This is a genomic window from Pseudomonas sp. B21-017, assembly GCF_024749245.1.
GTDB lineage: Bacteria > Pseudomonadota > Gammaproteobacteria > Pseudomonadales > Pseudomonadaceae > Aquipseudomonas.
On sequence record NZ_CP087194.1, the window covers coordinates 1,715,254 to 1,730,400 of the forward strand.

The window sequence follows — 15,147 nt, forward strand, 5'->3', positions numbered from 1 at the left end:
GCTCCGCACGGGTGACCGGCCATGGCGATTCCTCCGGGTGTCATGCCTAATCCTCCGGTATGCGCCGTTGATTGGCCGCATTGGCGTTCAGACCTGCGATGATGTTTTCATCCCTTTTTTCGCGACTTTTTTGTGAAGAGCTCTCCATGTTGTTGACCCGTCATCTCGATGCCAATGCCACGCTGGTTTCGCTGATCCAGCCGCTGACCACCCGCGATGGTTTCACGCCTACCACGTTGCCGGGCGTGCAGATTTTGCGGGCCAGTTGTGATTTGGCCCGTGGCCCGCAAATCTACGAGCCAAGCCTGGTCATCATCGCCCAGGGCAGTAAGTTGGCGTATCTGGGGTCGCGTACTCTGGAGTACGGTGCCGGGCATTATTTGATTCAGGCGCTGCCGGTGCCGTTCGAGTGCGAGACGTTTTCCGCGCCCGATGGCCCGATGCTGGGCATTTCCATCGCCATTGACCGGGTGTTGCTCGGTGAGTTGGTGTTGGCCATGGGGCTGGCGTCGGGGCGCTGTATCGCGGCGCAGACGCCAGAGTCCATGACTTCGGCGGTGCTCGATGATGCGATGCGTGGTTGTGTTGAACGGTTGTTGCGCTGTCTGCACGACCCGCTGGAGAGCCAGGTTATGGGACAGGCGCGATTGCGTGAGTTGTTGTTCGTCGCCTTGCGTGGGCCGCAAGCTGATGTATTGCGGGCGCTGGTGGAGCAACAGGGGCAGTTCGCCCGGATCGCGGCCTCCCTGAGCCATCTGCATGCGCATTACACCGAGCCGCTGAACGTCGACGCCCTGGCCAGTTGCGCGAACATGAGCGCGTCGACGTTTCATGAGCATTTCAAACGCTGCACCTTGTTGTCGCCAGTGCAGTATCTGAAGCGTTTGCGCTTGCTCAAGGCCCAGCGCTTGCTGCAGGGCGAAGGATTGGGCGTGGCCCAGGTGGCGCATCGGGTGGGGTATCAGAGCACGTCGCAGTTCAGCCGTGAGTACAAGCGCTACTTCGAGCGTAATCCGGGGGATGAGCGCGCTGCCTGATCCACAGGTTCTTGTGGTGACGCTTGAATTGCGGGCAACAAAAAGGCCCCCGTTCAGGGAGCCTTGTTGTTCAGATGGTCGACTTACATGTTCGGATAAGTCGGGCCGCCGGAGCCTTCCGGCGCCACCCAGGTGATGTTCTGTGCAGGGTCCTTGATGTCGCAGGTCTTGCAGTGAACGCAGTTCTGGGCGTTGATCTGGAAGCGCTTCTCGCCGTCTTCCTGGGTGACCACTTCGTACACGCCGGCCGGGCAGTAACGCTGGGCAGGTTCATCGTACAGCGGCAGGTTCTTGCTGATCGGGATGCTCGCGTCGGCCAGCTTCAGATGGCACGGCTGCTCTTCTTCGTGGTTGGTACCGGAGATGAACACCGAGCTGAGTTTGTCGAAGCTGATCTTGCCGTCCGGTTTCGGGTAGTCGATCTTCTTGCAGTCGGCCGCCAGTTTCAGGCACGCGTAATCCGGCTTGGTGTCGTGCAGGGTGAACGGCAGTTTACCGCCGAAGATGTTCTGGTCGATCCAGTTGAAACCAGCGCCGAGGATCGGGCCGAACTTGTGCATCGCCGGGCCGAAGTTTCGGCTGGCGAACAGTTCGTCGTAGAGCCAGCTCTTCTTGAATGCTTCGACATAAGTGGTCAGCTCTTGCGTGCCGTCCAGATCGGCGAACAGCGCATCGGCCACCGCGTCAGCGGCGAGCATGCCGGACTTCATCGCCGTGTGGCTGCCCTTGATCTTGGCGAAGTTCAGGGTGCCGAGGTCGCAACCGATCAGAGCGCCGCCCTTGAAGACCATTTTCGGCAGCGAGTTCAGGCCGCCTTTGCAGATGGCGCGAGCGCCGTAGCTGACGCGCTTGCCGCCTTCCAGGTATTGCTTGAGCACCGGGTGATGCTTGAGGCGCTGGAACTCATCAAACGGCGACAGGAAGGTGTTGCTGTAGGAAAGATCGACGATCAGACCGACCACCACCTGGTTGTTTTCCAGGTGATAGAGGAACGAGCCCCCGGTGTTCTCGGTGCCCATGATGTCCAGCGGCCAGCCGGCGGTGTGGACCACCAGGCCAGGCTGGTGCTTGGCCGGGTCGATTTCCCAGATTTCTTTCAGGCCGATACCGTAATGCTGGGCGTCGGCTTCGCTGTCGAGGTTGAAACGCTTGATCAGCTGCTTGCCGATGTGGCCGCGGCAACCTTCGGCGAACAGCGTGTACTTGGCGCGCAGTTCCATGCCTGGGGTGTACAGGCCTTCTTTCGGATTGCCTTCGCGGTCAACGCCCAGATCGCCGGTGATGATCCCGCGGACTATGCCGTTCTCGTCGAACAGCGCTTCCTGGGCGGCGAAGCCCGGGTAGATTTCCACGCCCAGGTTCTCGGCCTGCTGGGCCAGCCAGCGGCACAGGTTGCCCAGGGAGATAATGTAGTTACCTTCGTTGTGCATGGTCTTGGGCACAAAGAAGTCTGGAATCTTCTGCGCGCTGTCAGCGTTTTTCAGAACGAAGATGTCATCGCGGGTGACTGGCGTGTTCAACGGCGCGCCGAGTTCTTTCCAGTCCGGGAACAGTTCGTTCAGGGCCCGTGGTTCGAACACGGCACCGGACAGGATATGAGCGCCGACTTCGGAGCCTTTTTCGACCACGCAGACGCTGATTTCCTTACCGGCTTCGGCGGCCTTCTGCTTCAAACGGCAGGCGGCGGACAGGCCAGCGGGGCCGGCACCGACGATGACCACGTCGAATTCCATGTATTCGCGTTCCACAGGCTATCTCCTACTCAAGGCTCAACAGTTTTTTTTCTAATTGGAGGTTGGGTGTCGCATTCATGAATTCCCCATAGTTCGGCACAGAGGACAATCGATGAACCACCTTTCTCTTTGGGTGGCGCATTATATCTACACCACTCTTAGCGTCCAATACAAACGTTTGTTTGAATCGGCTCAAAGCCAGATAAATCAAAGTCACGCGGCTTATGACTGGCCATTTTGCCGTATTGACCGGAATAGGTGTTCCGGTCAAGATACGGGCGGTTTTGCGCTCGCCGTAGGCTGAATACAGGTTTCAAGAGCACCTCTAAAGACAGGGCGATGGCAGTACAAGGTGAAGCGCTGCGCAGGTATCGCGCGCAGTTTACACGCCACGGTAATGAATGACTTGTCGGTCACCCCTGACGAACGGTCATCAGCCTTGTGAGCAAGGTTCACCCAATACACCTGCCAGCGTTTTTAGAGGTGCCCTTGCGCCGATGAGCATCAACCGCCAGGTTCGCCTAGGCGACTTTCTTTTCACCGGAGAGTAACGAGGAATCCATGAAGGTTCTTGTAGCTGTCAAACGCGTTGTGGATTACAACGTCAAGGTTCGCGTCAAGGCGGACAATTCCGGCGTCGACCTCGCCAACGTCAAGATGTCGATGAACCCGTTCTGCGAAATCGCAGTGGAAGAAGCCGTACGTCTGAAAGAGAAAGGCGTGGCGACTGAAATCGTCGTCGTCTCCATCGGCCCATCCACCGCTCAAGAGCAACTGCGCACCGCGCTGGCTCTGGGTGCCGACCGCGCCATCCTCGTCGAATCCGCTGAAGATCTGACTTCCCTGGCCGTGGCCAAGCTGCTCAAGGCAGTGGTCGACAAGGAGCAGCCACAGCTGGTGATCCTCGGTAAACAAGCCATCGACAGCGACAACAACCAGACTGGCCAGATGCTCGCGGCATTGAGCGGCTACGGTCAGGGCACGTTCGCGTCGAAAGTCGAAGTGTCCGGCGATACAGTTGCCGTGACCCGAGAAATCGACGGCGGCGCGCAGACGGTTTCCCTGAAACTGCCGGCCATCGTCACCACCGACCTGCGTTTGAACGAGCCGCGCTACGCGTCCCTGCCAAACATCATGAAAGCCAAGAAGAAGCCTCTCGAAGTGCTGACTCCGGACGCTTTGGGCGTTTCCACCGCCTCCACCAACAAGACCCTGAAAGTCGAAGCGCCAGCTGCACGCAGCGCGGGTATCAAGGTCAAGTCGGTGGCTGAACTGGTCGAGAAACTGAAAAACGAAGCGAAGGTAATCTAATCATGACTATCTTGGTAATCGCCGAACACGACAACAAAGTGCTGGCCCCGGCCACGCTGAACACCGTTGCTGCTGCCGCCAAGATCGGTGGCGACATCCACGTTCTGGTTGCAGGCCAGGGCGCTGGCGCCGTGGCTGAAGCCGCTGCGAAAATCGCTGGCGTGAGCAAAGTCCTGAACGCTGACAATGCTGCTTACGCGCATCAGCTGCCGGAAAACGTTGCTCCACTGGTAGCCGAGTTGGGCAAGGGCTACAGCCACATCCTGGCTGCCGCCACTTCCAACGGCAAAAACATCCTGCCGCGCGTCGCCGCTCAGCTGGACGTTGACCAGATCTCCGAGATCATCTCGGTCGAAAGCGCCGATACCTTCAAGCGCCCGATCTACGCCGGTAACGCCATCGCTACTGTGCAATCGAATGCTGCAGTGAAAGTGATCACCGTGCGGGCTACTGGTTTCGACCCGGTGGCGGCTGAAGGTGGTTCGGCCGCCGTTGAAGCTGTTGCCGCTGTTCACAACGCCGGCACTTCAAGCTTCGTCAATGAAGAACTGGCCAAGTCCGATCGTCCGGAACTGACCGCTGCCAAGATCGTCGTTTCCGGTGGTCGTGGCATGCAGAATGGCGACAACTTCAAACACCTGTACGCCCTGGCCGACAAGCTGGGCGCTGCCGTCGGTGCTTCGCGCGCTGCGGTTGACGCAGGTTTCGTACCCAACGACATGCAGGTCGGTCAGACCGGCAAGATCGTTGCGCCACAGCTGTACATCGCCGTCGGGATCTCCGGCGCGATCCAGCACCTGGCCGGCATGAAAGACTCCAAAGTGATCGTGGCGATCAACAAGGACGAAGAAGCGCCGATCTTCCAGGTGGCCGATTACGGCCTGGTGGCAGACCTGTTCGAAGCCATCCCTGAGTTCGAGAAGCTGGTCTAATCCGGCGGCTTGACTTATAAAGAGCCCGGCCTTTTGGTCGGGTTTTTTTTGTTCCGGATTTGAGTGGGGAGAGTGTTGCCATGGATCTGCGCCACTGGTTTGGCTGCTCTTTTTTGCCAGGATTGTGTTTAAGTCTGGCGCTGATGCCGGGGCTGTCCAGCGCTGCAGGCAAATGCGAACGCTTGATCGTGACCGGCAGTCCCGACGCACCGCCGTACCTGTGGCAAGACCCGCAAAACCCTAAGCACCTGATTGGCGCCAGCGCTGATTTGTTGCAACAAGTGGCGGGGGAGTTGGGCATCAAGGTTGAGCTGCTCTATGCCGGCAAACGCTCCCAGGCCCTGGATGAAGTGCGCAGCGGGCGGATGGACATGCTGGCCGATGCGCCGTTGATGGTCACTGAACTGGAAAATCTGGATTACATCCATCCTGCGCTGCTGGAAAACGATTATCTGGTCTGGACTCGCAACGACTCGTTATTGGTTTACAACGAAGCGCAGGACCTCCACGGTCATCCCGGCGCGTTGTCGGAAAAGGCTCGAGTGAGCCCTTCATTCGGCACTTTCGCCGAGCAGCAATTGACCCTCGTGCGCACACCCAATCTGACTCAGGCCTTTCAGAAATTGCTGCTGGGCGAGGTGGAATTTGTCCTCGCCGGTCGCTACTCGGGCATGGCCATGGTGCAAACGCTGGGGATGGCCAATGACTTGATGGCCCACCCACAACCCATCGACAAACCCGGCCTGTACCTCGCGGTTTCCCATAACTCCGCCTGTAACGATCCTTGGTTGCGCGGACAGCTGGCCAAAAAGATGACAGAATTGCCCGCGTCCGGACTGACGGAAGCTGCGTTGCTGCGCAATATTGAGCGTTGGAAAGCGCAAGGCTCACAATCGCAGCCACAACCTGTCAGTACCCCAAAACAGTAGGGATTTTTAGTGAGTATTCGACCTCTTTTCGCTGCCCTGGCCGTTCTGGCTCTGGCGGGTTGTGCAGCCGATCCGGCGCCGAATGAACAAATACGCCTGACCGAACAGGCCCTCGAACAAGCCAAGGCCGTGGGCGCTACCGCCGAGGAAGTGCCGGAGCTGAAACTGGCCCAGGACAAGTTCAACCGCGCCAAGGGCAACATGGCCGACCAGTCCTTCAAGAATGCGCGCATGCGGGCCGAGCAGGCCGAGCTGGACGCGCGCCTGGCCGAAGCCCGGGTTCTGACCCTCAAGAGTGAGGCGCAGTTGAACGTGCTCAATACCCGCATCGCCCGCCTGCGCAAGCAACTGGGAGATGCTCAATGAACCTGAAGACCAAAGCACTCGGCGGCTTGATCCTGGCCGGCTGCGCAAGCCTTTATGGCTGCGCCGGTCAACACAGCGAAGTGGCGTTGCAGCAGGCCGGTGCCGACTTCCAGAAGGTCAAGGAAGACTCCAACGTGTTGCGTATCGCGCCCAAGGACGTGATTCGTGCCGGCGAGTCCCTGGCCCGCGCCGATCGACTGTCCAGCTACTGGGGCAGCGGTTCGGACGTGGCCCATTACGCCTACCTGAGCCAGCGCTACAGCGAAATCGCCCGGGAACATACCAATCAAGTGCTCAACGAAGAGCGCGCAGCGAAGCTCGAACTCGAGCGTCAGCGCCTGCAATTGGCGCTGCGTGAGTCCAAGTTGCTTAGCGTGCAGCAACAGGGCAAATGGCTCGAAGAGCAGATCGTGGCGTTGGCGACCACCCAGACTGACCGTGGTCTGGTGATGACCCTGGGTGATGTGCTGTTCGATACCGGTGAAGCGGAGCTGAAGAGCTCGGCGAACCGCGTGGTGTTGAAAATCGTCCAGTTCCTGCAGCTCAACCCTAAGCGTGTGGTGCGGATCGAGGGTTATACCGACAGCACTGGCGGTAAACAGGAAAACCTCAAGCTGTCCCGCGACCGGGCGCAATCGGTAGCTGACGTATTGACGGACCTGGGCATCGACGACAAACGCATCCAGGTTGAAGGGTACGGCGATGAGTACCCGGTGGACGCCAACGCTTCCGAGCGCGGTCGTGCGCAGAACCGTCGGGTGGAAATTGTGTTCTCCGACGAAAAAGGCCAGCTCGGCGCGGCCCGTTAAGGGCTGCGTCACTGGAAAAACCCGGCCTGCTCAGCAGCGCCGGGTTTTTTTGCGCCCGTCAAATGCGTCGTAAAACAGTACAGCTTTTGCTGACACCGCACTGTATGGTCGACTATTGTAGTAACTGTCCCAGTACACTTCTAAACTGTTCCGGTATTGTTTCACACAAGAATAAAATGCCCGTGAAATCGAGTGCTGCGTCATGACCAATCTCTTGCTCTATCAACGTATTGCTCAGCAACTGGCCGAAGACATCCGCCGTGGCGTCTATCAGCCGGGGGAGCGCGTGCCTTCAGTGCGCAAGATGAGCTCGCAGCTCAACGTCAGCCATGCGACGGTGTTGCAGGCCTACGCCAACCTTGAAGATCAAGGGCTGATCCGTGCCCGGCCGCAATCCGGTTACTACGTGCACCAGACACCCGCCCTGACGGCACCGACCCCGGACATCGCCCGGGTCGAGCGCCCAGGCCTGGTCACCCGCAGCAGCATCATTCAGCAAGTCCTGGTCGAATCCCGCCGTGAGGGGGTCTTCCCGTTGGGCGCGGCTGTACCGAGTGTCGATTATCTGCCGGTGCGGGCACTGCATCAGCAACTGGCCAAAGTCACCCGTTTCCATAGTCCGCGCGCGTTCAGCTATATGTTCAGCCCTGGTTTCGAGCCGTTGCGTCGGCAAGTGGCGATCCGCATGCGCGATGCCGGCGTGGTGGTTGATCCGTCGGAAGTGGTAATCACCCACGGCTGCGTCGATGCATTGCAGATGTCTCTGCGCGTATTGACCCGGCCGGGCGATCTGATCGCCGCCGAGTCGCCGACCTATTACGGGTTGCTGCAACTGGCCGATCTGCTGGGGCTGAAAGTCATCGAGATCCCCAGCGATCCGGCCACCGGCATGAGCCTCGAAGCCTTGCAATTGGCGGCCAACCAGTGGTCGATCAAGGCACTGGTGCTGACCACGCGCCTGAGCAATCCCTTGGGCGGCACCATGCCCGAAGAGCGGCAGAAACAACTGCTGCGCCTGGCCTCGGATTTCGATATCCAGATCGTTGAAGACGATATTTATGGCGAGCTGATGTTCGAGCAGGGGCGCACCAAATCGCTCAAGGCCTATGACCGGCTGGATCGGGTGATTTATTGCTCCAGCTTCTCCAAAACCCTGTCGCCCGGCGTGCGGATCGGCTGGATGATTGCCGGCAAGTACCAGCAGGAAATTCAGCGCTTGCAGACGTTCAGCACGCATTCGGCCTGCAGTGTCACGCAAATGGGCATTGCCGCCTATCTGGAGAACGGCGGGTACGACCGGCATTTGCGTTACATCCGTCAGGAGTACCGCAAGAACCTCAGCGCTTTCCAACTGGCAGTGCAGCAATACTTCCCGGAAGGCACACAGATGACCCGGCCTACCGGCGGTTTCATTCTGTGGGTCAGTTTGCCGGGGCGGGTCAATACGCAAGAGTTGCATGTGCGTGCGCTGCAGCAGGGCATCAGCATTGCGCCGGGGCTTATTTTCAGTAACACCGAGCAATTCAATCACTGCATTCGCCTGAACTGCGGCATCCCCTGGAACCGCGAGGCCGAGCGTGCATTGATGACACTGGGGCTGCTGGCGACGCAATTGTGTCAGGAGACAACGAGCGGTTTTTGACTTGCGGGGCAGTTATGAACTGCCCGCTTGTCTTGTCGCCTCCAACAGGCGAGCATATAACCTTCTGCCGTTCGCACCGTTGGGTCCATGAAGCCGATTTTTCCTTCTGCCTGGTTATTGATCTGCCTGTTGATGACTTGTCATGCGGAAGGTGTCATGGCGGCTTCCGTTCAGGAAAAACCGACAGCCGCCGCAACCGCGAAAAAACCGGCGACGGCTATAAAAACCGCTCCGGCCAAAAAGATGGCTGCACCGGTCAAAAAGCGTTCTCCCATTGCTTCCAAGCCAAAACCAGCCAGTGAAGCGCTGAAAACCAAACTCCCTCCCGCCAATCTCGACTTGAGCTTGCCCAAGGATAAGGTCGATGAATTGAAACCGGTCGGCACGGTACCGTTGCCTCGACACGATGCGGTGTTGCCGCAAATGTTCGGTGGCAAAAGCAGTCCGTTTCAGCTGAACGGTCGCCTGATCAGCAACGAAATGCAGCTGCAACGGCGCAATGAAGAGCGCCGGGACGTTGAAGGCGCGGCACTGGAATTCGAGTTCAAGCAGTAAATTTCCCCCTGTTCGTGACCCGCGAAACAGACGCTTTGTCGGAGACTGGTCAGTCACGTTCGTTTGAGCGTAAAAACCCGGGCCCGGGTAATTTAAAACAACTGTTTTAGCCGTTACTCTGTGCCGCGTCCCTTTAACACATTGCTCGTCGCGAGGAGCTTGTCGTCATGAGATGCCGTGAAGGCTGTGGCGCCTGTTGCATTGCCCCTTCCATCAGTTCGCCGATTCCCGGCATGCCCAATGGCAAAGCCGCCGGAGAACGATGCGTACAACTGTCTGCCGATAACCTGTGCAGCATTTTCGGCAAGCCGGAACGCCCCGCGGTGTGTTCGGCATTTGAGGCCGATGTCGAGGTTTGCGGAAGCAGCCGCGACGAAGCGATCAAATTGCTGGGCTGGTGGGAGCAAATGACGGCCGCGTGATGTGTTCAACGAACGGAACTTCAACAATAAGGAATAAGACTATGGGTTCGCTGCATCGTATCGCTGTGCTGTGTGGTTTGACGGTTTTGCTGGCCTCCACGGCCCAGGCCGAAGACTGGAAAACCGCCAAGGACGAAGATGGCATCAAGGTGTCCTTGAGTGAGGTGGCCGGTTCCCAATACAAGGCTTACCGTGGTGTAACGATCATGAAGACCACCATGGCGAAACTGCGTGCACTGCAGGAAGATGTTCCGGGAGCCTGCGCCTGGATTCACGAGTGCAAGGTCCAGAAGCTGCTCAAGCACGAAGGCAACCAGAGCTGGACCTACACTCAGTTCAATACACCCTGGCCGGTCACTGCTCGCGATTCGGTGTTGCATGTCACTACCGTTGACGGCGCTGATGGCAGCCTGACCCGCGAGCTGGAAGGGCAGCCGAAGTACCTTCCGGAAGAAAAGGGTTTTGTACGGGTCGCCCAGGTCAAGGGTTTCTGGAAGTTCGTGCCTAAAGGCGATCAAGTCGAAGTGACTTATCAGGTTCACACTGATCCAGGCGGCAGCGTGCCGCCGTGGTTGGCCAACAAGTTCGTGGTCGATGCGCCGTTCAATACTCTCAAAGCCCTGAAAGAACGCGCCGAGAAGTAGCCGCGTATCCAGTTGATGCGGCCTGTTCAACAACGCCCCGATCAAATCGGGGCGTTTCATTTCTACCAGGGGAGGGGAGTTATTTTGTTTCCGGATATGCGTTGAACGAAATTTTCACAATCTCTCCAAGACAATTCGCCTCAACGAATCAACCCCGCAACTTTGCGCCCACGCCGCTTGTCCCTGACCGCTATGAGCGGCAGTTTGGCTGTCGGGCAGTAATCAATGGCAATGCCGCGGTTGATCGTGCAACATTTGCGCACCGCGCACGCCCCGGGGCCGAGGATGGCCAACAGAGGGCAAGGCGCCACTGTATTTTTGTAACTTCAACTTCCAATGGGTCCTAAAACGACATGGCAAACCCGGACGCCCTGAATCAGCAGCGAGCTACTAGTCGCCTGCTGCAACCGACCGTCAAATCGCATCTGGCCTACACGCTGTTGTGCGCCCTGATCATGATGGTCATGTTCAGCCTGCTGCGCGTCGCGCTGCTGGTCTACAACCGCTCGATGATCCTCGACACACCGGCTTCGACCTTCCTGGAAGCGTTCGCCAATGGCTTGCGTTTCGACCTGCGCCTGGTGGTTTACCTCAGCGTTCCGCTGCTGCTGGCCCTGTTCAGCGCCCGGGCCATGGCGGCCCGCGGGTTCTTCCGGCTCTGGTTGACTGTTGCCTCGAGTATCGCGCTGTTCCTCGGCCTGATGGAGATGGACTTTTACCGCGAGTTCCACCAGCGCCTCAACGGCCTGGTCTTCCAGTATGTGAAAGAAGACCCGAAAACCGTGATGAGCATGCTCTGGTACGGTTTTCCGGTAGTTCGCTACCTGTTGGCCTGGGGTGTGGGCACGTTGATTCTGACCCTCGCGTTCAAAGGCGCCGACCGCGCCACACGTCCTCGCGGGCCGTTCAGCGGTGGCAGCATCGGCACGCGCCAGGTCGCTCCGTGGTATGCGCGCGGCGTGGTGTTCGTGGTCTGCCTGATGGTCTGTGTGGTCGCGGCGCGTGGCACCCTGCGCCAGGGCCCGCCGCTGCGTTGGGGTGACGTCTACACCACCGACTCGAATTTCGCCAACCAGTTGGGCCTCAACGGCACGCTGTCGCTGATCGCCGCGGCCAAGAGCCGGATGTCCGAAGAGCGCGACAACATCTGGAAAGCCACACTGGAACAACCTCTGGCCCAGCAGACCGTGCGCGATATGCTGCTGACTCCGAGCGACAAACTGGTGAACCCGGAGACCGCCGCGGTGCGTCGCAACTACACCCCCGACGCCAACAAGACACTGCCGATCAAGAACGTCGTGGTGATCCTGATGGAAAGCTTCGCCGGTCACTCGGTGGGCGCTCTGGGACGTCCGGGCGAGATCACGCCTTCCTTCGACAAACTGTCGAAAGAAGGTCTGTTGTTCGACCGTTTCTTCTCCAACGGCACCCATACCCACCAAGGTATGTTCGCCACCATGGCCTGCTTCCCGAACCTGCCAGGTTTCGAATACCTGATGCAGACCCCGGAAGGCAGCCACAAACTGTCCGGCCTGCCACAGTTGCTCAGCACTCGTGGCTACGACGATGTGTATGTTTATAACGGCGACTTCGCCTGGGACAACCAGTCGGGCTTCTTCAGCAACCAGGGCATGACCAACTTCATCGGGCGCAATGACTTCGTCAACCCGGTGTTCTCCGACCCGACCTGGGGCGTGTCTGACCAGGACATGTTCAACCGTGGCCTGGAAGAGTTGAAAGCCCGCGACGGCAAGGACAAGAAACCGTTCTATGCCTTGCTGCAAACCCTGTCCAACCACACGCCATACGCCTTGCCGACACCATTGCCGGTGGAGCGCGTGACCGATCGTGGCAGCCTCAACGAACACTTGACCGCCATGCGCTACTCCGACTGGGCATTGGGTCAGTTCTTTGAAAAGGCTCGCAAAGAGCCGTACTTCAAGGAAACCCTGTTCGTGATCGTCGGCGACCACGGTTTTGGCAATGAACAACAGATCACCGAAATGGACCTGGGCCGCTTCAACGTGCCGATGCTGATGATCGGGCCGGGCATACAGGAAAAATTCGGTCAGGTCGACCACACTGTGGGCACCCAGATCGACATCGTGCCGACCATCATGGGCCGCGTGGGTGGCGATGTGGTCCATCAATGCTGGGGGCGTGACTTGCTGAACCTGCCGGAAGGTGACAAGGGTTTCGGCATGATCAAGCCGTCGGGCAGCGATCAGACGGTCGCCTTGCTCACCGCGGACCGCGTGCTGGTACTGCCTAAAGAGATGCCGCCAAGGTTGTATCAATACGAACTGGGCGCTAACCCGAAAGGTGAAGTGATCCCAGCATCGGCTGACGAAGCGGCGCTCAAGCAGAAGCTCGAGTCGTTCATCCAGACGGCTACCAAGAGCTTGTTGGACAACACCGCCGGTGTGGTTGACGGCAAACCGGACTAAGTTTTTCCGGAATGCAAAAGAGGCCCTTCGCAGGGCCTCTTTTTTTTGCCGGTAGAATCTCTATATCTTGCCAAGCAGCAATAGGATTAACAGCACCACCAACACCACGCCGATGATACCGGACGGGCCATAACCCCAACTTCTGGAGTGCGGGAAGACCGGCAGGCCGCCTATCAGCAACAGGATAAGAATAACGATAAGAATTGTGCCCATGTCTATTTCCTTGTTGGAAGCGTTGTGGGTTTGACCTGGCGTTTTAGCCATCAGCTGGACTTGTATTAATCCTAGCTGCTTAAAAAATCCGACTCATGGCTATGAAGAAAAATTCCAAGTTTTTTTAATGTTTTTGGAAAGTATGTTTATTTCTTTTGCTGTGTTTCGAAGTTGAAACAACCGCACCGCTCCGTGGTTCATCGCTGGCCATTCAGCACTCTGATGGAGCGTGGGTCGCGCATTATCCTTCGCTACACTCGGTGCATCTTCCCCGGAACAACAAGGCTGTTTGCTATGCAAAATCGCATGATGATCACTGGCGCGGGCTCAGGCCTGGGTCGCGAAATCGCGCTGCGCTGGGCGCGTGAAGGCTGGCAGCTGGCCTTGTCGGATGTCAGTGAGCCCGGCCTGCAGGAAACCCTCAAGTTGGTGCGCGAAGCCGGCGGTGACGGCTTCATTCAGCGCTGCGATGTGCGCGACTACAGTCAGTTGACCGCCTTCGCCCAAGCCTGCGAAGAGAAACTCGGCGGTATCGATGTCATCGTCAATAATGCCGGCGTGGCCTCGGGCGGGTTCTTCAGTGAACTGTCGCTTGAGGACTGGGACTGGCAAATCGCGATCAACCTGATGGGCGTGGTCAAGGGCTGCAAGGCCTTCCTGCCGCTGCTGGAGAAAAGCAAAGGCAAAATCATCAACATCGCCTCGATGGCGGCGCTGATGCAAGGCCCGGCCATGAGCAACTACAACGTGGCCAAGGCGGGTGTGGTGGCGTTGTCCGAAAGTTTGCTGATTGAACTGGCCCATGAGGAAGTCAGCGTGCATGTAGTTTGCCCGTCGTTCTTCCAGACCAATCTACTGGACTCCTTCCGTGGCCCGACCCCGGCCATGAAAGCCCAGGTCGGCAAATTGCTGGAAAGCTCACCGATCACCGCTGCTGACATTGCCGACTACATCTATCAGCAGGTCGCCGCTGGCGAATTCTTGATCCTGCCTCACGAGCAGGGCCGTATGGCCTGGGCGATCAAACAGAAAGACCCGCAATTGCTCTACAACGAAATGACTGTGATGGCCGACAAAATGCGCGCCAAGGCCAAACAAAACGCAGGCTGAACTTGCCTGTGCGCAACACCGTCGTTAGGGTGGCCGCCAACCGGCCATCCCAACGAGACGTCTGCATGCTCAATTACCTGTGGTTTTTCCTCGCCGCGCTGTTCGAAATCGCCGGCTGCTTCGCTTTCTGGATGTGGCTGCGCCAGGGTAAAAGCGTGTGGTGGGTCATCCCGGCCTTGTTCAGCCTGACGTTATTCGCGCTGCTGCTGACCCGGGTCGAAGCGAACTACGCCGGTCGCGCCTATGCCGCCTACGGTGGCATCTACATCATCGCGTCGGTTGGTTGGCTGGCGGTGGTCGAGCGGATTCGACCACTGGGCTCGGACTGGATCGGCGTGGCGCTGTGTGTACTCGGGGCGACTGTCATTTTGTTTGGTCCGCGCCTTACCGCTTCCTGACGGATCGGTCCTTCATTCAAGCGGTTTGTCAGACACGTCCGTCAGGGTGATGCAGCCTGCATTGTAGGGCGGGACTGTTTTGCGGTCGTTGCATTGAAGACCCGCTCTGCGCAGGGCATCTTCAGGGACCGGTAACCCTGAAGGATGAATGCCATGCTTGTACTCAGTCGCGTTGTGGGCGAATTGATATCCATTGGTGACAACATTTCCGTGCGGGTGCTCGCCGTCAACGGAAGCAGTGTGCGCTTCGGTGTTGAAGCGCCACAGCAGGTCAACGTACACCGCGCCGAAGTCTACGAGCGCATCCAGATCAAACAGGCAAAAGCCAAGGCTCGTTAAGGGCTTCAGTCGAACAGGTGCTTGGGCACGTCGTGCTTGAGCATCAACTGGCATTGCTCGCTTTCCGGATCGAAGACGATCAGCGCCTGGCCCTTGGTCAATGCCTGACGCACACGCAACACACGGGTTTCCAGCGGCGTGTCATCGCCGTTGTCCGTGCCGTCACGGGTCACGAAATCCTCGATCAGGCGGGTCAGGGTGTCGACTTCAAGTTGGTCGTGGGGGATCAGCATAAGGCACCTCGGTTAAACATTGGCGCG

Annotated in this window: 17 protein-coding genes; 14 read left to right on the forward strand and 3 right to left on the reverse strand. The window is 58.4% G+C overall.

Annotated features, from left to right (window positions below):
• Window positions 1–146: 146 nt before the first annotated feature.
• Window positions 147–1,037 carry an AraC family transcriptional regulator gene (locus LOY28_RS07610; protein WP_018926184.1) on the forward strand — a complete coding sequence of 297 codons (891 nt, stop codon included), beginning with the start codon at window positions 147–149 and terminating at the stop codon, window positions 1,035–1,037.
• An 83-nt stretch (window positions 1,038–1,120) separates the two neighbouring features.
• On the opposite strand, the gene LOY28_RS07615 is transcribed toward LOY28_RS07610, so the two are convergent.
• The gene (locus LOY28_RS07615) at window positions 1,121–2,785 is read right to left on the reverse strand and encodes an electron transfer flavoprotein-ubiquinone oxidoreductase (protein ID WP_258613298.1); all 1,665 of its coding nucleotides are present in this window, start codon (window positions 2,783–2,785) and stop codon (window positions 1,121–1,123) included.
• A 546-nt stretch (window positions 2,786–3,331) separates the two neighbouring features.
• On the opposite strand from LOY28_RS07615, the gene LOY28_RS07620 reads away from it, so the two are divergent.
• The 10 genes from LOY28_RS07620 (at window position 3,332) to LOY28_RS07665 (ending at window position 12,827) form a co-directional block, all read left to right on the forward strand.
• Window positions 3,332–4,081: an electron transfer flavoprotein subunit beta/FixA family protein gene (locus tag LOY28_RS07620; protein ID WP_007903904.1), complete on the forward strand. Its 750-nt coding sequence runs from the start codon at window positions 3,332–3,334 to the stop codon at window positions 4,079–4,081.
• A gap of 2 nt (window positions 4,082–4,083) precedes the next feature.
• Window positions 4,084–5,013, forward strand: coding sequence for an electron transfer flavoprotein subunit alpha/FixB family protein (locus LOY28_RS07625; RefSeq protein ID WP_086944612.1), 930 nt, complete (start codon window positions 4,084–4,086; stop codon window positions 5,011–5,013).
• Window positions 5,014–5,093: 80 nt separating this feature from the next.
• Window positions 5,094–5,942 carry an ABC transporter substrate-binding protein gene (locus LOY28_RS07630; RefSeq protein ID WP_258613299.1) on the forward strand — a complete coding sequence of 283 codons (849 nt, stop codon included), beginning with the start codon at window positions 5,094–5,096 and terminating at the stop codon, window positions 5,940–5,942.
• Between the two features lie 9 nt (window positions 5,943–5,951).
• A complete protein-coding gene (locus tag LOY28_RS07635; RefSeq protein ID WP_064616625.1) occupies window positions 5,952–6,308 on the forward strand; it encodes a DUF4398 domain-containing protein in 357 nt (118 codons plus the stop codon).
• On the forward strand, window positions 6,305–7,117 hold the full coding sequence (locus tag LOY28_RS07640) for an OmpA family protein (RefSeq protein ID WP_064616627.1): 813 nt from the start codon (window positions 6,305–6,307) through the stop codon (window positions 7,115–7,117). Before LOY28_RS07635 ends, LOY28_RS07640 begins: the two co-directional genes overlap by 4 nt.
• A 202-nt stretch (window positions 7,118–7,319) precedes the next feature.
• Complete coding sequence (locus tag LOY28_RS07645; protein WP_018929883.1) at window positions 7,320–8,759, forward strand: PLP-dependent aminotransferase family protein; 1,440 nt, start codon at window positions 7,320–7,322, stop codon at window positions 8,757–8,759.
• An 87-nt stretch (window positions 8,760–8,846) separates the two neighbouring features.
• Window positions 8,847–9,314, forward strand: a complete 468-nt coding sequence (locus LOY28_RS07650; protein WP_086944614.1) for a translation initiation factor 2 — start codon at window positions 8,847–8,849, stop codon at window positions 9,312–9,314.
• Window positions 9,315–9,481: 167 nt separating this feature from the next.
• Window positions 9,482–9,736 (forward strand): YkgJ family cysteine cluster protein, encoded by a 255-nt coding sequence (locus LOY28_RS07655; RefSeq protein ID WP_007942053.1) that lies wholly within the window; start codon window positions 9,482–9,484, stop codon window positions 9,734–9,736.
• Between the two features lie 41 nt (window positions 9,737–9,777).
• On the forward strand, window positions 9,778–10,380 hold the full coding sequence (locus LOY28_RS07660) for an START domain-containing protein (RefSeq protein WP_258613300.1): 603 nt from the start codon (window positions 9,778–9,780) through the stop codon (window positions 10,378–10,380).
• A gap of 353 nt (window positions 10,381–10,733) precedes the next feature.
• Window positions 10,734–12,827: an LTA synthase family protein gene (locus LOY28_RS07665; protein WP_018929880.1), complete on the forward strand. Its 2,094-nt coding sequence runs from the start codon at window positions 10,734–10,736 to the stop codon at window positions 12,825–12,827.
• Window positions 12,828–12,887: 60 nt separating this feature from the next.
• Here the strand turns inward: LOY28_RS07665 and LOY28_RS07670 are convergent, their stop codons facing one another.
• Entirely contained in the window at window positions 12,888–13,046 is a 159-nt protein-coding gene (locus LOY28_RS07670; protein WP_172901242.1) for a DUF3309 family protein, read from the reverse strand.
• 288 nt (window positions 13,047–13,334) lie between these two features.
• Between LOY28_RS07670 and LOY28_RS07675 the strand changes: the two genes are divergently transcribed.
• The 3 genes from LOY28_RS07675 to csrA all read left to right on the forward strand — a co-directional run bounded on the left by LOY28_RS07675 (window position 13,335) and on the right by csrA (window position 14,887).
• A complete protein-coding gene (locus LOY28_RS07675; RefSeq protein WP_018929879.1) occupies window positions 13,335–14,150 on the forward strand; it encodes an SDR family oxidoreductase in 816 nt (271 codons plus the stop codon).
• A 65-nt stretch (window positions 14,151–14,215) separates the two neighbouring features.
• A complete protein-coding gene (locus LOY28_RS07680) occupies window positions 14,216–14,548 on the forward strand; it encodes a YnfA family protein (protein ID WP_258613301.1) in 333 nt (110 codons plus the stop codon).
• Between the two features lie 153 nt (window positions 14,549–14,701).
• Window positions 14,702–14,887: a carbon storage regulator CsrA gene (gene csrA, locus LOY28_RS07685; RefSeq protein ID WP_064616631.1), complete on the forward strand. Its 186-nt coding sequence runs from the start codon at window positions 14,702–14,704 to the stop codon at window positions 14,885–14,887.
• Between the two features lie 5 nt (window positions 14,888–14,892).
• Here csrA and LOY28_RS07690 read toward each other — a convergent pair whose 3' ends face one another.
• Complete coding sequence (locus LOY28_RS07690; RefSeq protein ID WP_003199186.1) at window positions 14,893–15,120, reverse strand: YheU family protein; 228 nt, start codon at window positions 15,118–15,120, stop codon at window positions 14,893–14,895.
• Window positions 15,121–15,147: the final 27 nt, after the last annotated feature.

What these genes read in the sequence shown, in the direction of transcription:
- LOY28_RS07675 (WP_018929879.1), top strand. Translation starts at nt 13,335, where the DNA reads ATGCAAAATCGCATGATGATCACTGGCGCGGGCTCAGGCCTGGGTCGC.
- LOY28_RS07660 (WP_258613300.1), top strand. Translation starts at nt 9,778, where the DNA reads ATGGGTTCGCTGCATCGTATCGCTGTGCTGTGTGGTTTGACGGTTTTG.
- LOY28_RS07640 (WP_064616627.1), top strand. Translation starts at nt 6,305, where the DNA reads ATGAACCTGAAGACCAAAGCACTCGGCGGCTTGATCCTGGCCGGCTGC.
- LOY28_RS07655 (WP_007942053.1), top strand. Translation starts at nt 9,482, where the DNA reads ATGAGATGCCGTGAAGGCTGTGGCGCCTGTTGCATTGCCCCTTCCATC.
- LOY28_RS07680 (WP_258613301.1), top strand. Translation starts at nt 14,216, where the DNA reads ATGCTCAATTACCTGTGGTTTTTCCTCGCCGCGCTGTTCGAAATCGCC.
- LOY28_RS07620 (WP_007903904.1), top strand. Translation starts at nt 3,332, where the DNA reads ATGAAGGTTCTTGTAGCTGTCAAACGCGTTGTGGATTACAACGTCAAG.
- LOY28_RS07650 (WP_086944614.1), top strand. Translation starts at nt 8,847, where the DNA reads ATGAAGCCGATTTTTCCTTCTGCCTGGTTATTGATCTGCCTGTTGATG.
- LOY28_RS07690 (WP_003199186.1), bottom strand. Translation starts at nt 15,120, where the DNA reads ATGCTGATCCCCCACGACCAACTTGAAGTCGACACCCTGACCCGCCTG.
- LOY28_RS07610 (WP_018926184.1), top strand. Translation starts at nt 147, where the DNA reads ATGTTGTTGACCCGTCATCTCGATGCCAATGCCACGCTGGTTTCGCTG.
- LOY28_RS07645 (WP_018929883.1), top strand. Translation starts at nt 7,320, where the DNA reads ATGACCAATCTCTTGCTCTATCAACGTATTGCTCAGCAACTGGCCGAA.
- LOY28_RS07630 (WP_258613299.1), top strand. Translation starts at nt 5,094, where the DNA reads ATGGATCTGCGCCACTGGTTTGGCTGCTCTTTTTTGCCAGGATTGTGT.
- csrA (WP_064616631.1), top strand. Translation starts at nt 14,702, where the DNA reads ATGCTTGTACTCAGTCGCGTTGTGGGCGAATTGATATCCATTGGTGAC.
- LOY28_RS07625 (WP_086944612.1), top strand. Translation starts at nt 4,084, where the DNA reads ATGACTATCTTGGTAATCGCCGAACACGACAACAAAGTGCTGGCCCCG.
- LOY28_RS07665 (WP_018929880.1), top strand. Translation starts at nt 10,734, where the DNA reads ATGGCAAACCCGGACGCCCTGAATCAGCAGCGAGCTACTAGTCGCCTG.